The sequence below is a fragment of the Shimia sp. MIT1388 genome, assembly GCF_047124445.1.
Lineage (GTDB): Bacteria > Pseudomonadota > Alphaproteobacteria > Rhodobacterales > Rhodobacteraceae > Shimia.
Window position 1 is genome coordinate 3,037,478 of sequence record NZ_CP138921.1, and the last position, 19,992, is coordinate 3,057,469.

The 19,992-nt window shown below is 59.4% G+C and carries 17 protein-coding genes; 15 read left to right on the plus strand and 2 right to left on the minus strand.

Annotation, left to right across the window (positions count from 1 at the left end; genetic code table 11):
• Window position 1: 1 nt before the first annotated feature.
• From SIB92_RS15095 to SIB92_RS15135, 9 genes are all read left to right on the plus strand, one after another.
• Complete coding sequence (locus SIB92_RS15095; RefSeq protein WP_412552817.1) at window positions 2-1,207, plus strand: ABC transporter substrate-binding protein; 1,206 nt, start codon at window positions 2-4, stop codon at window positions 1,205-1,207.
• 89 nt (window positions 1,208-1,296) lie between these two features.
• Window positions 1,297-2,394: an ABC transporter ATP-binding protein gene (locus SIB92_RS15100; RefSeq protein WP_412552818.1), complete on the plus strand. Its 1,098-nt coding sequence runs from the start codon at window positions 1,297-1,299 to the stop codon at window positions 2,392-2,394.
• Between the two features lie 9 nt (window positions 2,395-2,403).
• On the plus strand, window positions 2,404-3,540 hold the full coding sequence (locus SIB92_RS15105; RefSeq protein ID WP_412552819.1) for a Gfo/Idh/MocA family protein: 1,137 nt from the start codon (window positions 2,404-2,406) through the stop codon (window positions 3,538-3,540).
• Window positions 3,537-4,535 carry an SIS domain-containing protein gene (locus SIB92_RS15110; protein ID WP_412552820.1) on the plus strand — a complete coding sequence of 333 codons (999 nt, stop codon included), beginning with the start codon at window positions 3,537-3,539 and terminating at the stop codon, window positions 4,533-4,535. The genes SIB92_RS15105 and SIB92_RS15110 overlap by 4 nt, the downstream gene beginning before the upstream one ends.
• Window positions 4,532-5,578: an SIS domain-containing protein gene (locus SIB92_RS15115; protein ID WP_412552821.1), complete on the plus strand. Its 1,047-nt coding sequence runs from the start codon at window positions 4,532-4,534 to the stop codon at window positions 5,576-5,578. Before SIB92_RS15110 ends, SIB92_RS15115 begins: the two co-directional genes overlap by 4 nt.
• Window positions 5,578-6,480, plus strand: coding sequence for an ROK family protein (locus SIB92_RS15120; protein WP_412552822.1), 903 nt, complete (start codon window positions 5,578-5,580; stop codon window positions 6,478-6,480). Before SIB92_RS15115 ends, SIB92_RS15120 begins: the two co-directional genes overlap by 1 nt.
• Entirely contained in the window at window positions 6,477-7,706 is a 1,230-nt protein-coding gene (locus SIB92_RS15125) for a class II D-tagatose-bisphosphate aldolase non-catalytic subunit (RefSeq protein WP_412552823.1), read from the plus strand. The genes SIB92_RS15120 and SIB92_RS15125 overlap by 4 nt, the downstream gene beginning before the upstream one ends.
• Window positions 7,703-8,842 (plus strand): N-acetylglucosamine-6-phosphate deacetylase, encoded by a 1,140-nt coding sequence (gene nagA, locus SIB92_RS15130; RefSeq protein ID WP_412552824.1) that lies wholly within the window; start codon window positions 7,703-7,705, stop codon window positions 8,840-8,842. The genes SIB92_RS15125 and nagA overlap by 4 nt, the downstream gene beginning before the upstream one ends.
• Window positions 8,829-9,554, plus strand: a complete 726-nt coding sequence (locus SIB92_RS15135) for a copper homeostasis protein CutC (protein ID WP_412552825.1) — start codon at window positions 8,829-8,831, stop codon at window positions 9,552-9,554. Before nagA ends, SIB92_RS15135 begins: the two co-directional genes overlap by 14 nt.
• Here SIB92_RS15135 and SIB92_RS15140 read toward each other — a convergent pair whose 3' ends face one another.
• Window positions 9,555-10,880 (minus strand): GH1 family beta-glucosidase, encoded by a 1,326-nt coding sequence (locus SIB92_RS15140; RefSeq protein WP_412552826.1) that lies wholly within the window; start codon window positions 10,878-10,880, stop codon window positions 9,555-9,557.
• Window positions 10,881-10,886: 6 nt separating this feature from the next.
• Window positions 10,887-11,939 carry a substrate-binding domain-containing protein gene (locus SIB92_RS15145; protein ID WP_412555847.1) on the minus strand — a complete coding sequence of 351 codons (1,053 nt, stop codon included), beginning with the start codon at window positions 11,937-11,939 and terminating at the stop codon, window positions 10,887-10,889.
• A 204-nt stretch (window positions 11,940-12,143) separates the two neighbouring features.
• On the opposite strand from SIB92_RS15145, the gene SIB92_RS15150 reads away from it, so the two are divergent.
• The 6 genes from SIB92_RS15150 to SIB92_RS15175 all read left to right on the plus strand — a co-directional run bounded on the left by SIB92_RS15150 (window position 12,144) and on the right by SIB92_RS15175 (window position 19,991).
• Entirely contained in the window at window positions 12,144-13,502 is a 1,359-nt protein-coding gene (locus tag SIB92_RS15150) for an ABC transporter substrate-binding protein (protein ID WP_412552827.1), read from the plus strand.
• 79 nt (window positions 13,503-13,581) lie between these two features.
• The gene (locus SIB92_RS15155; protein ID WP_412552828.1) at window positions 13,582-14,808 is read left to right on the plus strand and encodes a carbohydrate ABC transporter permease; all 1,227 of its coding nucleotides are present in this window, start codon (window positions 13,582-13,584) and stop codon (window positions 14,806-14,808) included.
• A gap of 11 nt (window positions 14,809-14,819) precedes the next feature.
• Window positions 14,820-15,983 (plus strand): carbohydrate ABC transporter permease, encoded by a 1,164-nt coding sequence (locus SIB92_RS15160; RefSeq protein WP_412552829.1) that lies wholly within the window; start codon window positions 14,820-14,822, stop codon window positions 15,981-15,983.
• Between the two features lie 70 nt (window positions 15,984-16,053).
• On the plus strand, window positions 16,054-17,700 hold the full coding sequence (locus SIB92_RS15165) for an alpha-glucosidase family protein (protein WP_412552830.1): 1,647 nt from the start codon (window positions 16,054-16,056) through the stop codon (window positions 17,698-17,700).
• The gene (locus tag SIB92_RS15170) at window positions 17,693-18,814 is read left to right on the plus strand and encodes an ABC transporter ATP-binding protein (protein WP_412552831.1); all 1,122 of its coding nucleotides are present in this window, start codon (window positions 17,693-17,695) and stop codon (window positions 18,812-18,814) included. Before SIB92_RS15165 ends, SIB92_RS15170 begins: the two co-directional genes overlap by 8 nt.
• Window positions 18,815-19,091: 277 nt before the next feature.
• Window positions 19,092-19,991, plus strand: a complete 900-nt coding sequence (locus SIB92_RS15175) for a phosphate/phosphite/phosphonate ABC transporter substrate-binding protein (RefSeq protein WP_412552832.1) — start codon at window positions 19,092-19,094, stop codon at window positions 19,989-19,991.
• The last annotated feature ends 1 nt before the right edge of the window (window position 19,992 follow it).

The following is a 19,992-nucleotide window of genomic DNA, read 5'->3' on the forward strand; positions in this document are numbered from 1 at the left end:
TATGAAACTCGTGAAACTCACATTGGGCGCGGCCCTGCTGTCTGGGGCAGCAAGCGGCGCACTGGCAGCGGACAAAGAACTGCACTTCATCATGTGCGGCGGCGAAGTTCGCGAAGCCGACCAAGCTGTTGTTGATCAGTTTGAAAAAGACCACGAAGGTGTGTCTGTAAACCTCGAGGCGGTTCCTTGGGGCACTTGCCAAGACAAATCTCTGACTCTGGCCGCGGCCGGTGATCCACCCTCCATCGCTTACATGGGTTCCCGTACCCTGCGTCAGCTGGCCAACAACGACCTGATCGTGTCCGCCAACATCGATGCAGACGCGCCTTACCAGCCTGGCGTTCTGGACACTGTGACCATCGAAGGCACCCAGTGGGGCTACCCACACGCTTTCTCCACCAAAGCGCTCTACATCAACTGTGGCATCATCGAAGAGTCCGGTCAGGAATGTGTGGCTCCGGCAACTTGGGATGACATGTACGCAATGGCCAAAGGCGTTGTGGACAACACCGAAGTTGCAGGCGTTGGCCTCTCCGGCAAAGACTTCGACAACACCATGCACCAGTTCCTGAACTACCTGTACTCCAACGGTGGTACTGTGATCGACGGCGCGACCGGCGAGAACAAACTGGACAGCAAAGAGACCCGCGAAACTCTGGAATTCTACGGCAAGCTCGTAGACGTTGCACAGGACGGCCCAACCGCATGGGAGCGCAGCCAGCTGCGTGATCTGTTCAACGACGGCAAGATCGCCATGTATGTGACCGGTCCTTGGGGTCACGGCCAGCACAACGAAGACATCAACCAGCTGGTTGCGCCAATCCCTGCCGGTCCTTCCGGTGAGAGCGGCTCCATCCTGATCACCGACTCCATCGTGGTGTTCAAAGGGTCCGGCCACGAAGATCTGGCCCACGACCTGGCACAGCGCATCACCTCCGGTGACAGCCAGTACGACCTGGACAGCAGCTGGGGTCTGACACCGATCCTGGACTACACCAAGCTGGGCAAAGACGAGCCTTACTACAACGACGGCATCTGGCCAATCTTCACTGCATCGATCTCCACCGGTGGCCCAGAGCCACTCGTAGAAGACTTCAAATCGCTGCAGTCCGTGTTCACCAACATGGTTCAGGGCATCATCCTGAAAGACGACACCGTCGACAACCTGGTGACCATCGCAGCTGAAGAGCTCGACGACGCCCTCTAAGGGTTCCTCCCTGCTCCGGGCGCGCCAAACTGCGCGGCGTGCCCGGGGTGCCTCCACTCACGAAACTTCTCAGACAAACGGACAGACCCATGGCGACGCTCAACCTGAATGCTATCAACAAGTCCTTCGGTTCGGCCAAGGTGTTGCACGACATCAGCCTGGCAATCGAGGACAAAGAATTTGTGGTCTTCGTAGGCCCATCCGGCTGCGGCAAATCTACCCTGCTGCGCATCATTGCCGGCCTCGAAGAATCCACCTCCGGCTCCATTCTGATCGGCGGCGAAGACGTCAGCGACGCAGCCCCAGTGGACCGTGGTATCTCCATGGTGTTCCAATCTTACGCGCTCTACCCGCACCTGAGCGTCTATGAAAACATCGCCTTCCCGCTGCGCGTGCAGAAGATGGAAAAAGGCGAAATGGACGAGCGCGTGAAACGCGCCGCCGACATCCTGCAACTCACCGAAAAACTTGACCTGAAACCGGGCCAGCTCTCCGGTGGTCAGCGCCAGCGTGTCGCCATCGGCCGCTCGATTGTGCGCAACCCAAAGGTCTTCCTGTTTGACGAGCCGCTCTCCAACCTCGACGCAGCCCTGCGTGGCGACATGCGCGTGGAACTGAGCCAACTGCACAACCAACTCGACGCCACCATGGTCTACGTGACCCACGATCAGGTTGAAGCCATGACCATGGCGGACCGCATCGTGGTTCTGAATGGCGGTCAGGTTGAGCAGTTTGGCACGCCGATGGAACTCTATCACCACCCGGCGACCAAGTTCGTTGCGGGCTTCATCGGCCAACCAAACATGAACTTCATTCCGGCCACCGTTCTGGAAACCACCGGCGCTCTGACCGTGGAACTGGAAGGCGGCCACCGCATGTCTCTGCCTGTGGACACCGCTGGCGTTTCCAAAGGCGACACGGTTGAAGTGGGTATCCGCCCAGAGCACGTGACTTTGGCAGAAGACGGCTTGGACATTACCGTAGATGTGCTGGAGCGCCTTGGCGGCGTCTCGATCACCTACGGCACTATTGGCAACGGCACCCGCTTCTGTGCCTCCCTGTCCGGGGACGCACCCATTCAGCAGGGCAAAAACATGCGCCTGTCCGTGGCGCCAGAAGATTGCCACGTGTTCCAATCCAATGGTCAGGTGCTGCGCCGCAAATCCGCGCCAGCTCTGGTGGCATAAGGACCTCCCATGCGCGTTGTCACAGCAGGCATAGGCCTTCGGGCCGGGCATGTGCTCTCCATCCTCAAGGAGGCCATGCCAGAAGTTGAGTTTGTCGGGTTCTATGACCCACAACCCACCCACTTGGAGATGATTGGCACCGAAGTGCCCCAGTTTGACACAATAGAGACAATGTTGGCACAAACCGCGCCGGATCTCTTTTTTGTCGGCTCGCCCAACAGCTTCCATCTGGAGCATATCAAGATCGGCCTCGCTGCCGGCGTGCGCATCTTTACTGAAAAACCTGTGGTCACCACCAAAGAGGAGACCATGGAACTGGCAGCGCTCCTTGCGGAGCATGGCACCGACAGCGTCATGGTCGGTCTGGTGTTGCGGTATTCGCAGCATATGGTCGATCTGCGCCGCGTGCTGGACCAACTGGGGCCCATCACTTCGCTGGAAGCTAACGAGCACATCGCTCCGTATCATGGCGCGTTCTTCATGCGCGACTGGCGTCGCATGGTGCAGTGGTCCGGCGGCTTCATGCTCGAGAAATGCTGTCACGACATCGACATCTACAACATGGTGACAAGATCGCGTCCCTCCCAGGTCGCGAGCTTCGGCGGGCGCAAATCATTTGTTCCGGCGTTTGCGCCCGCCTCAAACACCGAAAACGAAATCATGCACCGCAAGAAAAGCGTCTGGCAGAGCATTGATGACCCGTTCCACTCGGACGGCGACATCATCGACTACCAAACCGCGATTTTGCAGTACGAGAGCGGCGCCTCCCTGTCGTTTCACACTAACCTGAACGTGCCGGATGAGCACCGTCGGTTCTGTGTGATGGGTGCTCTGGGCATGGCCGAAGGTGACTTTGTGCGCGGCTATCTGAAAGCCACTGCACGTGACGGATCGGTGATTGCCGACCACGATTACACCCAGATGGACAGCGCCCGGGCCTCGGCCCACTACGGCGCCGACCACATGATGGTGGACGACATCGTTGCCTTCCTAAGAGGCGAAACCGAGACCCTACCGGTTGGCGTGGTTGACGCGCTGGAGGCAGGCCTTGTCGCGATGGCGCTCGATGAAGCGCGCATCGACGGAAAAATGATCAACATGGCCCCTGTTTGGGCCGAATTCGATAAGTTTGGATTGCGAGAATGACAATGAACAGCACCGTACACGGCGCAATGATGGCCAAAGAGAGCGCAGAGGCAATTGATGTCTTTGCCAAGACTGCTACTCAAGATGTTTCGCTGCCAAACCTGGACGCTGTGAAAGCGATCTACACCATTGCTCGCGGCTCCTCTGACGCAGCCGCCAATATCCTGTCGTATGAGTTCATGCGCGAACTTGGCGTGCCGGTGACCTCTCTGCCACCGTCAATTTTCTCCATCGGCAAAGGTGTGTCTATGGACAACGCCGCCGCGCTGGTGGTGAGCCAGTCGGGCGCGTCTGAAGATCTCGTGCGCAGCGCCAAAGGGGCCGCCTCCCGTGGGGCCAAAGTGCTTGCGCTGACTAACATCCCAGACAGCCCTGTCGAAGCCGCTGCTGATGCCACCATCGCAATTGGTGCAGGCCCAGAAAATGCCGTTCCAGCCACCAAAACCGTGGTGGGTTCTGTGGCCGCCGGGATGGCACTTTTGGCTGGTTTAGAGTCTTCCTACGACGTCAAGCCGTCCGCAGATGCCATCGCCGCTGCGCCTTCCACGCTGCCAGATGCTGCCGCCCTGCGTGCCGCTTTCCTACGCGCGCGCCACTTCTATGTGATTGGCCGTGACACCGGCTTTGGCGCCGCCCACGAAGTTGCGCTGAAGCTCAAAGAGTGCTGCGCCCTGCACGCCGAAGCCTATTCCGCGTCTGAAGTGCTGCACGGCCCGCTGCAACTGGCGACCAACCCCATGATGGTGCTGATCCTCGACACGGGCCAAGCCGACATTCAGGACAGCCTCGATCAAGCCGAAGCGCGCTTCACCGCTGTTGGCTGTGACGTGCATCGCATTCGCGTGACAGACCTGATCGACACGGAAATCAAGCCAGCCGCCGCAGCCGCCTACCTTCTTGCGCTGATCTACCCGGTCATCCTTGAAACCGCGCTCGCAATGGGCTTGAACCCGGACACACCGGAAACTCTGGCGAAAGTGACCCAGACCACATGAGCACGACCTTGGACACCTGGGCCACGTGGCGCGAAATTCACCAGCAGCCCGCCGTTTGGCGGGCCTGGGGCGACGCGCTCGACGTAGCAGACCTGCGCAGCTGGATTGCCGCGCAGAACGCAGACGAAGTATGGTTCTGTGGCGCAGGTACAAGCGCGTATATCGGCGACATCATCGCCGCAGCCGTGCCGGGCACCCGCTCGGTCCCTACCACCGATCTGGTCGCAAACCCGCGAGCGTTCCTGACTGGCAACCGCCCATTGGTGGTTAGCTTTGGCCGCTCCGGCAACTCTGCTGAAAGCCTCGGCACTCTGGATGTTCTGGACGCTTTGGCCCCAGAAGCCCCGCGGTTGCACATCACCTGCAACCCCGACGGCGCGCTCGCAACACGCACATCGCCGGGTCCGTTGAAAGTGATCAACCTGCCCGAAGTCACCCACGACGCGGGCTTTGCCATGACCAGCAGCTTTTCCACGATGCTCCTGACGGCATTGGCGCTATTTGACGAACCTTGCGACGTGCCTGCCCGCTTCAACGCGCTGGCAGATCAGCTCGAAGACTTGTTGCCACAGTTTGGCACCCCGCGCCCCGATCGCGCGGTCTATGTCGGCTCCGGCCCGCTGGCTTTTGCTGCCCGTGAGGCCGCGCTAAAGGTCATGGAACTCACCGCCGGTCAAACCCCTGCGCTTTGGGACAGCTCGCTCGGCTTCCGCCACGGGCCAAAATCCTTTGTGCGTGACGTGACCACGATCACCGTATTCAGCAGCCCGCAGGCGCCAACCAACGCCTATGACACCGACCTAGTAGCCGAGTTGCGTGCGCAGTTCCCGGACGCCCGCGTGACCAACATTGGCCCCGCAGGCGACATCGCCATCGACATGCCCTTTGGCACCGCCTGGGCTGCGCCGCTATGCATCGCGTCTTCGCAAATCGACGGCGTGAAATGGGCTGCGGATCTGGGCCTGAATGTTGACGATCCTTTCACCGGCCAAGGCACGCTCTCGCGCGTGGTCTCCGGTGTGAAACTGCACGGAGTGGGCTGATGACCGTTGCGGGGATCGATCTTGGCGGCACCAAATGTGAGGTCCGCCTGTTTGATGCAGAGTGGAACGAGGTGGCCCGCCATCGCGAGCCAACGCCAAAAATCTATGAAGGTCTCGTGCAAACCGTGGCCAACCAAGTGGCCTGGGCCGAAGCCGAGTCCGGTGAAAAACTGCCGGTTGGCATTGGTGCCGCTGGTCTGGTCAATCCGCAAACCGGCCTGGCCCTGACCGCCAATCTGCCCGCCACGGACAAGCCTCTGCCAACAGACATCAACACTGCTGTCGGCCGTCACATCACCTACGTAAATGACTGTCGCGCACTGGCCTTGTCCGAAGCGGTGTTTGGCGCTGGCAAAGGTCAGAATATCGTCATGTCGCTGATCCTCGGCACCGGTATTGGTGGCGGTATTGTGGTGAATCAGTCTCTACTACAGGGCCCAACCCTGACCGGCGGCGAGTTTGGCCACACCTCCGCTCCAGCGCATATCGTGTCCCGTCACAACTTGCCGATCCGCCGTTGTGGCTGTGGCCGTTTGGGCTGCATCGAGACATACGTCGCAGGCCCCGGCCTAGCCGCCCTGGCGGAAACGCTCACAGGCCAAAAGGTCACGCCACCAGAAATCGCCGCGCGACGCCATGATGACATGGCCGAGGTCTGGGATGTGTGGTGCACCTTGGCCGCAGAGATGATCCACAGCCTTACCCTGACCGCCGATCCCGATGTGATTGTGCTGGGCGGGGGCCTGAGCCAGATCGACGGCGTGATCCAGGATCTCTCTGTTGCCGCACAAAAAGCCCAAATTGGGGATTTCTCCACCGCCCGCCTGACCTTGGCGCAGGGCGGTGACAGCAGCGGCGCCCGCGGGGCCGCGTATGCCGCTTGGCAGGAGGCCAACTCATGACACACGCCCTGCGTTCCATCATTCAGAAAAACCGCGCTGGCACGCCTGTGGCAATCCCATCGGTCTGTTCCGCGCATCCCGACGTTCTGCGCGCCTCCCTGGTGCTGGCCGAACGACTGGACCGCCAGATCGTGATTGAATCCACCTCCAACCAGGTCAATCAGGACGGCGGCTACACCGGCATCACACCCGAAGGTTTCATCCGCTTTGTCTATGACATTGCCGACCGCGCCAATGTTGCCCGCGAGCGCATTATTTTTGGCGGAGACCACCTTGGTCCACAAGCCTGGCGGTCCATGTCTGCGGATGACGCCATGGAGAAAGCCCGCGTTCTGGTCCGCGACTATGTGAAGGCTGGATTTGGCAAGATCCATCTCGATTGTTCCGAAGGTTGCGCTGGCGAAGCGGCGCAGCTGACAGACGATCAAACCGCCGAGCGCTCCGCTGATCTTGCCCGTATTTGCGCCGAGGAAAGCGACGATCTGCTGTTTGTGGTGGGTACAGAAGTGCCGCCCCCCGGCGGTGCTCGTGCCGATGAAGATGGCGACATTCCCCCCACCAACGCGCAAGACGCCGCCGCCACACTCAAGGCCCACATCGACACCTTTGGGGACCTGGCGTCCTCCATTGGCGGCCTCGTGGTGCAACCCGGTGTCGAGTTTGGCCCCACAGACGTGCACCACCTGCCGCTCAACCGCGATCCCGGCTTCCTCGCCGCCATCGCCGATCACCCAACTGTATGCCTGGAAGCACACTCCACCGACTATCAACGCCCACTCACCTATGTGCGCCTTGCGGAACTTGGCTTTGCCTTCCAGAAGGTGGGCCCAGCGCTGACCTTTGCTTATCGGCAGGCAGTTTATGCGCTGGATGCGCTGCGCCAACCCTCCGGTGCGCTGCGCGCCACGATGGAAGAGTTGATGTTGAGTGATCCAAAGTATTGGCAAGGGCATTACCACGGTGATGCAGATAGCCTGCATCGCCAGCGCCACATCGGTCTTGCGGACCGCATCCGCTACTACTGGCCACAGCCCAAGGCGCAAGCCGCGGTGCAGCAGCTCCTCTCGGACACCCCTGACACCCTGTCAGAGGCCGAAGTCCGCGCCGCCTTTGGCACCACCACGCTGGAACGTGCCGAACAATTGTCTGGTTCTCACGCCCAACGCCTGATCGATGCGCAAATCGAACTGGCACTGGAACCCTATTTCTTTGAGGTATCCCCATGACCGATCGTTGGATCGCCCCGGACCGTCTGTTTGACGGTCACAGCATTCAGACTGGCGTCGCAGTGCACGTCAAAGACGGTCAGATCACAGATATCGGACCTGCCCCGGCGGATGCCCTCAAAGTGTCCGGCCTGATGACACCCGGCTATGTCGATTTGCAAGTCAACGGCGGTGGCGGCGTGTTTCTTAATGAAACCCCCACACGCGACGGCATTGCCACCATCGCGGAGGCGCACCGTCGCTTCGGTACCGTGGCGCTCCTGCCTACGGTGATCACCGACAGTGCCGACGTGCTGGACAACGCCGCCAACGCAGCCATCGCCGCGCAGGGCCTGCCGGGCGTGATGGGCCTGCACATCGAAGGCCCTCATATCTCCAAAGAGCGCCGTGGCACCCATGATGCGGGCTACGTGCGTCCGTTTGACGACCGCACCATGGCCGTGGTGACTCACCTGCGCGACATCAACATTCCGGTGCTGATCACCCTAGCGCCAGAGGTCACCCCTCTGAAAACCATCGCCAAGCTGGCAGACACCGGCGCCGTGGTCTCCATTGGTCACACCAACGCCACCGCCGCACAGATCAACGAAGCCATCGAGGCAGGCGCCACTTGCGCCACCCACCTGTTCAACGCCATGTCCCCAATGACCAGCCGCGAACCCGGTGCGGTAGGTGCTGTAATCAATTCAAATATCTATTCCGGCATCATCTGTGACGGCCACCACGTAGCGGATAGCATGGTGGGTCTGGCCGTGCGCGCCCGCCCAGAAAACGATCGCATGATCCTTGTGTCGGATTCCATGGCCACCGTCGGTGGACCGGATCACTTTGACCTCTACGGCCATCGCGTGATGCTGAAGAACGGGCGCCTGATCAACAAGGAAGGCAGTCTTGCTGGCGCACATGTGACGCAAGCCGAGGGCGTTCAGCGCCTGATCCACAAGGTCGGCCTGTCCGAGGAAACCGCGCTACGTATGGCCATCTCCAACCCAGCGTCCTGCATTGGTCTGCCGGACGTCGGAAAGCTAGAAAACCGCCGCACTGATGATGTGCTCCTGCTTGGCGACGATCACGCTGTTCAGGCCACTTTGACCGAAGCACTTGAGGCCCAAAAAACCGCAAATGCCGCGGAATAGTCTCTCATTTGAGGTCTGCATCGACACCGCCGCCGGGTTTAACGCCTGCGACGGTGTCGTGGACCGCATCGAACTGTGCAGCGCCCTGGACGTGGGCGGTCTAACCCCATGCCCCGGCCTGATCGCCGCCGCACAGGACAGCGCCATTCCCTCCCACGTCATGATCCGACCGCGCGCCGGGGACTTCTGCTATGACGCGGCTGACCAGAAAGCCATGCGCGCCTCTATCGAGGCCGTGAAGCAGGCAGGTCTGGCAGGCGTTGTGATTGGCGCGTCCAAAGGCGATCACTTGGACCTCGCCACCCTTCGCGACCTCGTTTCCGCCGCAGAAGGGCTTGAGGTAACTTTGCATCGGGTGATCGACCTGCTGTCAGATCCCTTGGCAGCCATGGAACAGGCGATTGAGCTTGGGATTCACCGCATCCTCACGTCCGGTGGCGCGCCCCGCGCTGTGGATGGCCAGGCCACTCTGCGCGCCATGCAACAGGCCGCAAAAGGCCGGATCGAGATCATGGTCGGCAGCGGCGTATCCGTCTCTAATTTGGCTGAACTTGCGCAAAATACCGGCATCACATCGTTCCACGCCTCCTGCGGCACCGCCATTCCTGTGGCCGCGCACCTGCATCACTTCGGCTTTGCCAAAACGCAGAAGATCACCGACCGTGACACGGTTGTGGCCTTCCGCAAAACGCTCGACAGCCTCTCTGCCTGATCAGTACCGCAGCGCCTCTGCCAAGGCGTGGTAAGATTGCTTCGGCGTGCGCTCAAACGTGTCAAAATCAACGTGGATCAGGCCAAAACGCTTTTCATAGCCCAGCGCCCATTCGTAATTGTCCATCAAGGACCACACGTAGTAGCCCGCCAAAGGCACACCTGCGTCAATCGCATCGTTCGCCGCCGCCAAATGGCTGTTGAGATAGGAAATCCGGTGCGGGTCCGCGACCACGCCATCCGCAATCTCATCCGGCGCCGACATGCCATTTTCGGTCACATAAATTGGCAAACTGCCGGTGTACTCCTGCGCCATGCGCACCAAAAACGCCCGCAACGCATCGGGATAGATCTCCCACCCCATCGAGGTTTTTGGCAAATCGCCCACGCTCTGCCGGTACCGCGGCCAGGGCGCCTCTGCATCATCATGCATCAGCGTGCGCGTGTAATAATTGAGACCGCTCCAATCCACCGGCGTGCTGATCACAGGGAAATCATCCTGCCAGCCAGTTGGCAAATGCGGCTCCAGCCCCTCCAAGGCCAACTCAGGGTATTCCCCATTAAAAATCCCACCGAGGAAAAACCGATTGTAAATCGCATCATAGCGCGCAGCGGCGGCCACATCTTCAGGCGCATCACTCGCCGGCGTCGCCCATTCAAAGTTACACACTGCACCGAGATTTTTCATGCCCAGACCACGCATCCTCTGGATCGCCGTGCCATGCGCCAACATGATGTGGTGCATCGCCCGCGCCGTGGCGCGAATGTCGCGCAAACCCGGCGCATGGGCCCCAACAAAATGGCTTAACCAACCCACACACCAGGGCTCGTTGATCGGCGCGACCGACCAAACGCGGTCCCCAATCCGTCCCATCACCACATCCGTGAAATCACCAAACCACTGCGCCACATCGCGGTTGCGCCAGCCGCCCAGATCAGCCAACGCAGAAGGCATCTCCCAGTGATACAAAGTCGCCGCTGGTTTGATCCCGCGCTCCAACAGCCCGTCCACCAACCGGTCATAGAAATCGAGCCCCGCCTCATTGACCGCGCCACGACCCTCGGGCAGTACCCGCGCCCAGCTGGTGGAAAACCGATAGGCATCCACGCCAAGACCAGCAATCAGGTCGAGATCTTCCTCAAGCCGGTTATAATGGTCACAGCCCAGCGCGCCGTTTTCAGCCCGCACCACATTGCCTGGCGTAGCAGCAAAATCATCCCAATGCGTGCGTCCTGCGCCGCCAAACTGGTGGCCCTCAATCTGATAGCTCGACGTGGCCACGCCAAACTGAAACCCATCGGGAAAATCGGAGCGTTTATGCTGCATCAGTCTCTACTTTTCTTGTGCTAAGGCTTGCCGCAACGCAGGCGCCTGCCCAGTCGAACGCCCTACGGTCAGAACCGCTTCCAGCATCTCCTGGTGCACCGGCGCGCCTGGGGTTGCGATCTTATTGATCAAAGCCTGCGCCACATGCCGACCGGCTTGCCGAACGGATGAGCGTACAGCTGTAAACGCGGGTTCATCACCGTCGTTGCTGAAGTAGCTCAGCGCGTCATCGTGGATCACCACAGACACGTCTTTGCCCATCTCCAATCCCGCATCGGAAATCGCACGCCGCACCCCTATGGCCGGAATAATCGAAGAGGCAACAAATGCGGTGGGAGGGTTGTCCCTCGCCAGCAGTTTGCGTGCGGTTTCAAAACCGAAGTTCTCAGTCATTTCCTCGTGGAACATCAGCGCCGGATCAACCTGCACCCCACGCGCTTCGAGCGCCGCGAGGTAGCCCGCGCCACGGCGCGTGGCAAAATCCATGTCCGCCAAACCGTTCAGCAGCGCAATCCGCCGATGCCCGAGATCCAGCAGGAACTCTGTCACCCGCTGAAACGCGCGAGTGTTGTTCACATCCACCCAGCTGTAATCAGCGTCAATTTCAGTGGACCGACCATGCACCACAAACGGCACACCCAACTCCCGCAATAGGGCAATCCGGCTGTCGTTCACTTTGGGGCCATGCACGATAATTCCATCCACCGCGCCGCGCGACACCAGCTTGCGATAACTCGCCTCCTCAGAGTCGTCATCGACGACCGACAGCAACAGGTCAAAACCGTTGTCCGAGTAGATCTCTCCTGCACCCGCGATGAAATCCGCAAAAATCGGGTTCACCATCTCGTGCTTCTTGGACACCGGCAAAACATGCCCAATGGTCATGGCCTTTCCGGTTGCCAGCGTTTTGGCCCGCGTGTTTGGCGCGTAATTATGCGCCCGCGCCGCTTCCATCACTTTCTGCCGGGTTGATTCGCGCACTTCCGGATAGCCATTGAGCGCCCGACTCACCGTTGTCTGGGACAATCCCAGCAAGTCCGAAAGCTCTTTTAGGTTCATTGACTTCTTTTTCATTTATCAAAGCGCTTTGATTAATGAGTCGTACTTTTCTTTTGTTTTTGCACGATCTGCGCAGCGCCCCTCCCGTTTTTCCTAATAAATCATAAGCATCACGGTGACAAGCAGGCCGTTTTCTTCGCCGTTGCAATTTTCAAAGCGCTTTGGTAAATTGGTTTCCAGTTCATGAAACTGGGAGGAACTCTCATGAAACCGACTCTTTACGCAGGCGCAGCCGTTCTGGCTCTGACCGCCGGCTCCGCGATGGCCGACGGCCATCTGAAATTTGCGCCCGGCGAAGGCGCCTTCAGCTGGGACAGCTACACCGCATGGGCGGAAAACGCGCCGGACCTGTCCGGCCAAACCGTGACTGTGGCTGGCCCTTGGTTGCAGCCAGAAGATGACGTCTTCCGCTCCGTGCTGGCGTACTTCACCCACGCCACCGGCGCCGAAGCGATCTACACCGGCTCCGACAGCTTTGAGCAGCAAATCGTGATCGACGCCGAAGCCGGCGCCGCGCCAAACATCGCAGTGTTCCCGCAACCTGGCCTGGCCTCTGACCTCGCCGCGCGCGGCCTGCTGCACCCGCTGCCAGCCTCCATGGGTCCCTGGACCGTGGACAACTACGGCGCGGGCCAAAGCTGGGTTGATCTGGGCACCTACGCCGACAAAATGGGCGCCGATCAGCACTACGGTTTCTTCTACAACGTCAACGTGAAGTCCCTCGTTTGGTACGTGCCGGAAAACTTCGAAGACGCGGGCTATGAAGTGCCTGAGTCCATGGAAGACCTGCGCGCCCTGACCGAGCAAATCGTGGCAGACGGTGAGACTCCATGGTGTGTAGGTCTGGGATCCGGTGCAGCCACCGGTTGGCCCGCCACCGACTGGGTTGAAGACATCATGCTGCGCACCCAGCCAGCAGACGTTTACGACGACTGGACCACCAACAAAATCGCCTTCAACGACGAGCGTGTTGTGGCTGCGATTGAAGAGTTCGGTTGGTTTGTCGGCGATGACGCCAAAGTCTCCGGCGGCGCTGGTGCGGTGGCCACCACAGACTTCCGCGACAGCCCAAAAGGCATGTTTAACTCTCCTCTGGAATGCTACATGCACCGCCAGGCATCTTTTGTGCCAGCGTTCTTCCCAGAAGGCATCGAGTTTGGTGAAGACGTAGATTTCTTCTACTTCCCATCCTACGAAGGCAAAGACCTCGGCAACCCGGTTCTGGGTGGCGGCACATTGATGGCGATCACCGATCCATCTGATGCCACCTCCGCACTGATGGAATTCTTCCAGCTGCCAGTGGCCCACGAAGTCTTCGCGGCACAGTCCGGCTTCCTGACACCCCACAAAGGTGTGAACCCAGAGACCTACCTGAACGACGCGCTGCGTGGTCAGGCGGACATTCTGGTGAACGCCACCACTTTCCGGTTTGACGGTTCCGACCTGATGCCAGGTGGTGTGGGCGCGGGCTCCTTCTGGACCGGCATGGTCGACTTCACCAGCGGCAAAGACGCCGCCACCGTGGCGCAGGAAATCCAGGATAGCTGGGACGCGCTGAAGTAACCCTTCACACACAACAATAAACTGCCCCCTCGCGCACACCGCGCGGGGGAGCCCACTAAAACCTCGGGGGGAGCGCGTCATGTCACCAGCAGTGCTGGGTCTTGTGACCATCGTCGTCGGAGTTGGCGGATGCCTCGGGTATTTCTACCTCTCCAACCTATTTCTGGACAAAGTTCTGTTTCCGGCACGCGGCCCCAACGCAGGGCGCAACATCAACCGTGCCAATATGGTCCGTCCCTGGCTCTTCCTTGGCCCCGCGATTGTCGCCCTAGGCCTCTATCTCGGCTACCCGGTGTTTGAGACCCTACGCCTGTCCCTGACCGACCGTAGCCAAGACGACGCTTTTGTCGGCCTCGCCAACTACCAACAGATGTTTGCCGAACCCAAGTTCTGGGAAGCCATGCGCAACAACATGCTCTGGCTGATTGTGGTCCCTGCCGCTTCCACCGCTTTTGGCCTTTTGGCGGCCCAGCTGACCGACCGCATCAAATGGGGATCCATTGCCAAATCCCTTATCTTCATGCCGATGGCGATTTCTTTTGTGGGCGCCTCCGTGATCTTCAAATTGGTCTACGACGCCCGCCCAGCTGGCAATGAGCAGATCGGCATCTTGAATGCCGTATGGATGCAATTTGATGGCGGCTTTGGGTCCATCCTGTTCCTGAAGGTCGCCCCTGTCCTGATCCTCGCCGCCTTTGCCGCGATCGTGGCTTATGTCGGCTGGCTGCTGCTCCGCCCGATTTTGGACGGTAAGGACAGCCTCATCCTGAAAGCCCTGCGCGCCATTTCCGGCTTGGTTAATCTCTATATTGCCGTGATCGCGCTGCGAAATATCTTCGACATCATCGGCATGGACTTCCCTTACGGCCAACCCCAGACTTGGCTGACCCTGCCGTTCTACAACAACTTCTTCCTGATGGTGGTGCTGATCTGGATTCAAACCGGCTTCGCCATGGTGATCCTCTCCGCCGCCCTGCGCGGCATCCCGGAGGAAACCGTCGAGGCCGCCATTGTCGATGGTGCCAACCCGTTCCAGATCTTTTTCAAGATCAAGGTGCCACAGATCATGCCCACCATTGTGGTGGTCTGGACCACCATCACGCTGGTTGTGCTCAAGGTCTTTGACATCGTCTTCGCGATGACCAACGGCCAGTGGGAAACCCAGGTTCTGGCCAACTACATGTACGACAAACTGTTCCGCGCAAATGACTGGGGCATCGGCTCCGCCAGCGCCATCATCATCATGCTGCTCGTCTCCCCGATCCTGATCTGGAACGTGGTGCAGGCCCGCAAAGAAATGCGCTGAGGAGAGAGATCATGGACAATATCGCAGGACGCAAATCCGGTCTTTCCTGGGCAGTGAACCTCTCCGTTGTGTTGTTGGTCGCGCTTTGGCTGTTCCCCACCGTGGGCCTATTGGTGTCGTCTTTCCGCACCGCCGATCAAATTGCAGCCTCCGGTTGGTGGAAGGCCCTGTTCCCGTCTGAACAGGTGGTGCAGCTACGCACCGGAGGTCCTGAGGCCGCCACGCAGGAAGGTGACCTTTGGGTGGTTGAGGGCAATCTGCTGGAAGAGGCAGAAGAAGGCCCCGAACCCGGCACGGAAATCACCCGCTTTGGCGTCTCCTCCAAAGCCGTAGACGCCTACGCCGTGGGCGAGGTGGCCAGCTTCACCAAAGACACCAAGACCTTCACCATGGACGCGGAAGGCAACTACCGCTTCACCTCCACAAAGGAGCTGAAAAAGCGCGGTCAGCGCGTGTTCATCACCGCCACCCTGCCGCCTGAGTTCACGCTGGCCAACTATGATCAGGTGCTCCTGTCCGGCAACAGCAACGACAGCATGACCAAAGCGTTTCTCAACACTTTGACAGTCACTATTCCAGCCACAATCATCCCAATTGTGATTGCCGCCTTCGCCGCCTACGCGCTGGCATGGATGGAGTTCCCGGGCCGTGCCTTGCTGATTGCAGCCGTGGTGGGACTGCTCGTCGTGCCACTACAATTGGCGCTGATCCCTCTGTTGAAACTGCACCTCAACATCGGCATCGGCAAAGGCTACCTCGGCGTCTGGCTGGCCCACACCGGCTTTGGCCTGCCGCTTGCGATCTACCTGCTGCGCAACTACATGTCCGGCCTGCCCCGCGACATCATCGAAAACGCCAAGGTCGACGGCGCCACCGACTTCCAGATCTTCACAAAGATCATTCTGCCGCTGTCCTTCCCGGCACTGGCGTCCTTTGCCATCTTCCAGTTCTTGTGGACCTGGAATGACCTGCTGGTCGCCAAAGTGTTCCTGATCGACAGCACGGGCAACACCACGGTGATGACCAACCAGATTGTCGAACTGCTCGGCACCCGAGGCGGCAATTGGGAAATCCTTGCGACAGCCGCTTTCGTCTCCATCTCGGTACCTCTGCTCGTGTTTTTTGCGATGCAACGCTACCTGGTGCGCGGCCTTCTGGCCGGCTCCGTCAAGTAAAAACAGACACTAACATGGCCCCAAACGGGCCTCACTATCGGACATAACCATGACTTATCAGGACCCGACTATGACCAATGATTCCGCACTCATCACAGACCCCGATTGGTGGCGTGGTGCGGTGATCTATCAGATCTACCCGCGCTCCTACCAAGACAGCACCGGCGACGGCATTGGCGACCTCGCCGGCATCATCCAACGCCTGCCGCATGTGGCTTCGCTTGGCGTGGACGCCATCTGGCTTTCGCCCTTCTTCACATCCCCGATGTTGGATTTCGGCTATGACGTGTCTGATTACCGCGATGTCGACCCAATGTTTGGCACGCTGGCGGACTTTGACCAGTTGATCGCAAAGGCCCACGAACTCGGCATCAAAATCATCATCGACTTGGTTCTGTCCCACACTTCTGACCAACACCCCTGGTTTGTCGAAAGCCGCGCGGACCGCACCAATGCCAAAGCAGACTGGTTTGTCTGGGCGGACCCGAAACTGGACGGCACTCCTCCCAACAACTGGCTTTCCATCTTTGGCGGCCCGGCCTGGCAATGGGACACCTCCCGCCAGCAATACTACCTGCACAACTTCCTCGCGGAACAGCCGGACCTGAACTTCCACAATGCCGAAGTCCGCCAGGAACTTCTCGATGTGGCCCGCTTCTGGCTGGACCGCGGCGTCGACGGCTTCCGCCTGGACACCGTGAACTTCTACTACTGTGATGCCCAACTGCGCGACAACCCGGCCCTGCCAGTCGAGGAGCGCAACGACAACATCGCGCCTGCAGTGAACCCCTACAACCATCAGGAACATCTCTACGATAAGAACCAGCCGGAAAATCTCGGCTTCCTGCAAGACCTGCGCAGCCTGCTGAACGAATATGACGCCATCACGACCGTGGGCGAAGTGGGCGACAGCCAGCGCGGCAGCGAAATTCAGGCAATATACACCGGCGGCGGCGACAAGCTGCACATGGCCTATGACTTTGCCCTTCTGTGTCAGGCCCACCCCACCGGCACCCGCGTAGCGGAGATCATGCAAACCGCAGAAAGCTTTGGCAGTGACAGCTGGGGCTGCTGGGCCTTCTCCAACCACGACGTGGAACGCCACGGCTCCCGCTGGAACCTGTCTGACGCCGCCCAGCGCACCTATGCCGCATTGCTGATGTCCCTGCGCGGCTCTGTTTGCATCTATCAGGGGGAAGAGCTTGGCCTGTCCGAGGCCGATGTGGCCTTTGAAGACCTGCAAGACCCTTACGGCATCCGCTTCTGGCCCAAGTTCAAAGGCCGCGACGGGTGTCGCACCCCAATGGTGTGGAAATCGGACAACCAAAACGGCGGTTTCTCGGACGGCAAGCCTTGGCTGCCGGTCAGCGCCGAACACCTCTCCAAATCTGTTGAGGCACAAGAAGGCACCGCTGGCTCCATGCTGACCTTCTACCGCGACCTGATTTCCTTCCGCAAAACGCAGTTGCCGCTGCTGAAAGGCATCTACGAGCTGCTACATGCGGACGAGACCCATATCCGCTTTGTGCGCGAACATGACGGCAAATCCGTACTCTGCGCCTTCAACCTCTCGGACGAAGAGCAAACCTTCGACCTGCCCACCGGCGACTGGACCATCGACACCAATGCGCCTTTCACCCTGAGCCAAGATGGCGCAAAGGTGACCTTGCCCGCGTGGCAAGCCGCCTTTGCCAGAGGAGACAAAGGAAATGGCTGATCTCATTCTCAAAGACGTCGCAAAGTCCTACGGCCCGGTGAATGTCCTCGCCAACATCGATCTGGAGATCGAAAAGGGCGAGTTGGTGGTCTTTGTCGGTCCCTCCGGCTGTGGCAAATCCACCCTCCTGCGCATGATTGCGGGGCTGGAGCACATCACCTCCGGCACGCTGGAAATCGACGGCACGTTGGTCAACGATGTGCCGCCGAGCGAGCGCGGCATTGCCATGGTGTTCCAATCCTACGCGCTTTATCCGCATCTTACCGTGCGCGAAAACATGTCCTTTGCCCTCAAAATTGCCAAGATGAGCGTGACAGAGATCAACGAGCGCGTGGAGAAAGCCGCCAAAACGCTTCAACTGCACAACCTGCTTGATCGCCTGCCCAAGGAGCTCTCCGGGGGCCAGCGTCAACGGGTGGCCATTGGCCGCTCCATTGTGCGCGACCCAAAGGTCTATCTGTTTGACGAGCCGCTCTCCAACCTCGACGCCGCGCTGCGCGTCGCGACACGTATCGAGATTGCCCAACTCAAAGAGTCCATGCCTGACAGCACCATGGTCTATGTGACCCACGATCAGGTCGAGGCGATGACACTCGCAACCCGCATTGTGGTGCTGGCTGGCGGCGGCATTGCACAGGTCGGCACACCGCTGGAGCTTTATGAGCGGCCTGAAAACGAATTTGTTGCACAATTCATCGGCTCTCCCGCCATGAACCTCCTCCCCGGCAAGATCACCGGCACCGGCGCGACCACCACAATCGCGCTGGATGCTGGGGGCACGGCGTCCTCCTCCGTGCCTTCCTTGCCGGAGGACATGGGGCGCCAAGTCAACATCGGCGTGCGGCCCGAAGACCTGATCACCACCGAGGGAGATGCGATCTACACCGGCACCGTGAACATCACCGAAGCCCTGGGCGAAGTGACCCTGCTCTACTTCGAGCCTCAGGGCGGCGCAGAACCGGTGATTGGCAAGCTGCAAGGCATCCACCGCGACCTGAAAGGTAAACAGGTCTCGCTGACAGCCGATCCCGCCAAAGTGCATGTGTTTGCCGACACGCAGTCGCTGCTCTACCGAGATCGCCCGATCAAACACATCGAAAAGAACGCACACTAAGGCACAATTTCCCGAAAAACGGGAAATTGGTGTTACCCCGGCAAATATCTGGCGTGAAAAGACTTTTCGCGGCAATCTTTGGTCATGGTGCACTGCGAAGTCGAATCATGTGGTTTTTTTCTGGCGCTTTGGGCAGCGCCGGAAAGCCTTTTTACAAAAATTCGTAGGCAATTTACCGCATATTTGCAGATTTCCGCCCGATCGAGGCATTCATTAAGCGATGGTTTAGACTTTCCTAATACCGCCATTAGGAGGTCGTAAATCATTCCGGATGCCCATGTTTAGAAGGAACATACTCTGCTTTGTCTTCAGCCTGACCTGGCTGACCGCCTCTTGGGCGCAAGCAGAGACTCTCAATCTGGGAACGCTCAACGAAGGCATCCGCGGTCAGATGCGGATTTACGAACCGCTCCTCACCTATCTCGAAGACGAACTTGAGGAGTATGGCATCTCCGAAGTCCGCCTTGTGGTGCACCCCAGCACCCAGCTCATGGCCGAGGCAATTTCGCGCAGAGAAGTGGACATCTTCATCGACAGCCCTCTGGTGGTCGCCAAAGTGGCCCAGCTCTCCGGCGGCGTGCCCTTCCTGCGGCACTGGAAAGACGGGCAGGCCAGTTATTATTCGGTGATCTTCACCCATGTGGGCAGCGGCATCACCTCTCTGGAAGACCTGGCAGGCCGGCGCATCGCTCTGGAAGACTACGATTCTTCGTCCGGCTTTATCCTTCCCGCGCACATGCTGCTACGTGAAGGGCTGCGCCTCAAAAAACTTCGCGCCCCCGGCGCCCCGCACACCAGTGACGAGGTTGGCTACTTCCTGACCTACAACGACAAGAACACCATGTTCTCCGTCGCCTCCGGCCGCGCCGACGCTGGCGCCACCAACCAGAAAAACTACCTTGATCTCATGGAAGCGCGCCCGGACGAGTTCCGCGTGATTGCCATCTCAGACAAATTCCCGCGCAGCGTTCTGATGCACCGCCCCGGCCTGTCCGAAGAGCTTCTGAAAGAACTGCGCTACACCCTCAAGGCCATGAACAAAGCCGAAGACGGCCGAGCGGTTCTCAAAAGCTTTCAAAACAGTGCGGGATTTGATGAATTTGCTGCGGGATCAAAACGCACTTTTACACCTATATTCGAGATTCTACAGGATCTCGAAGACGCGGGAATTAACTGAC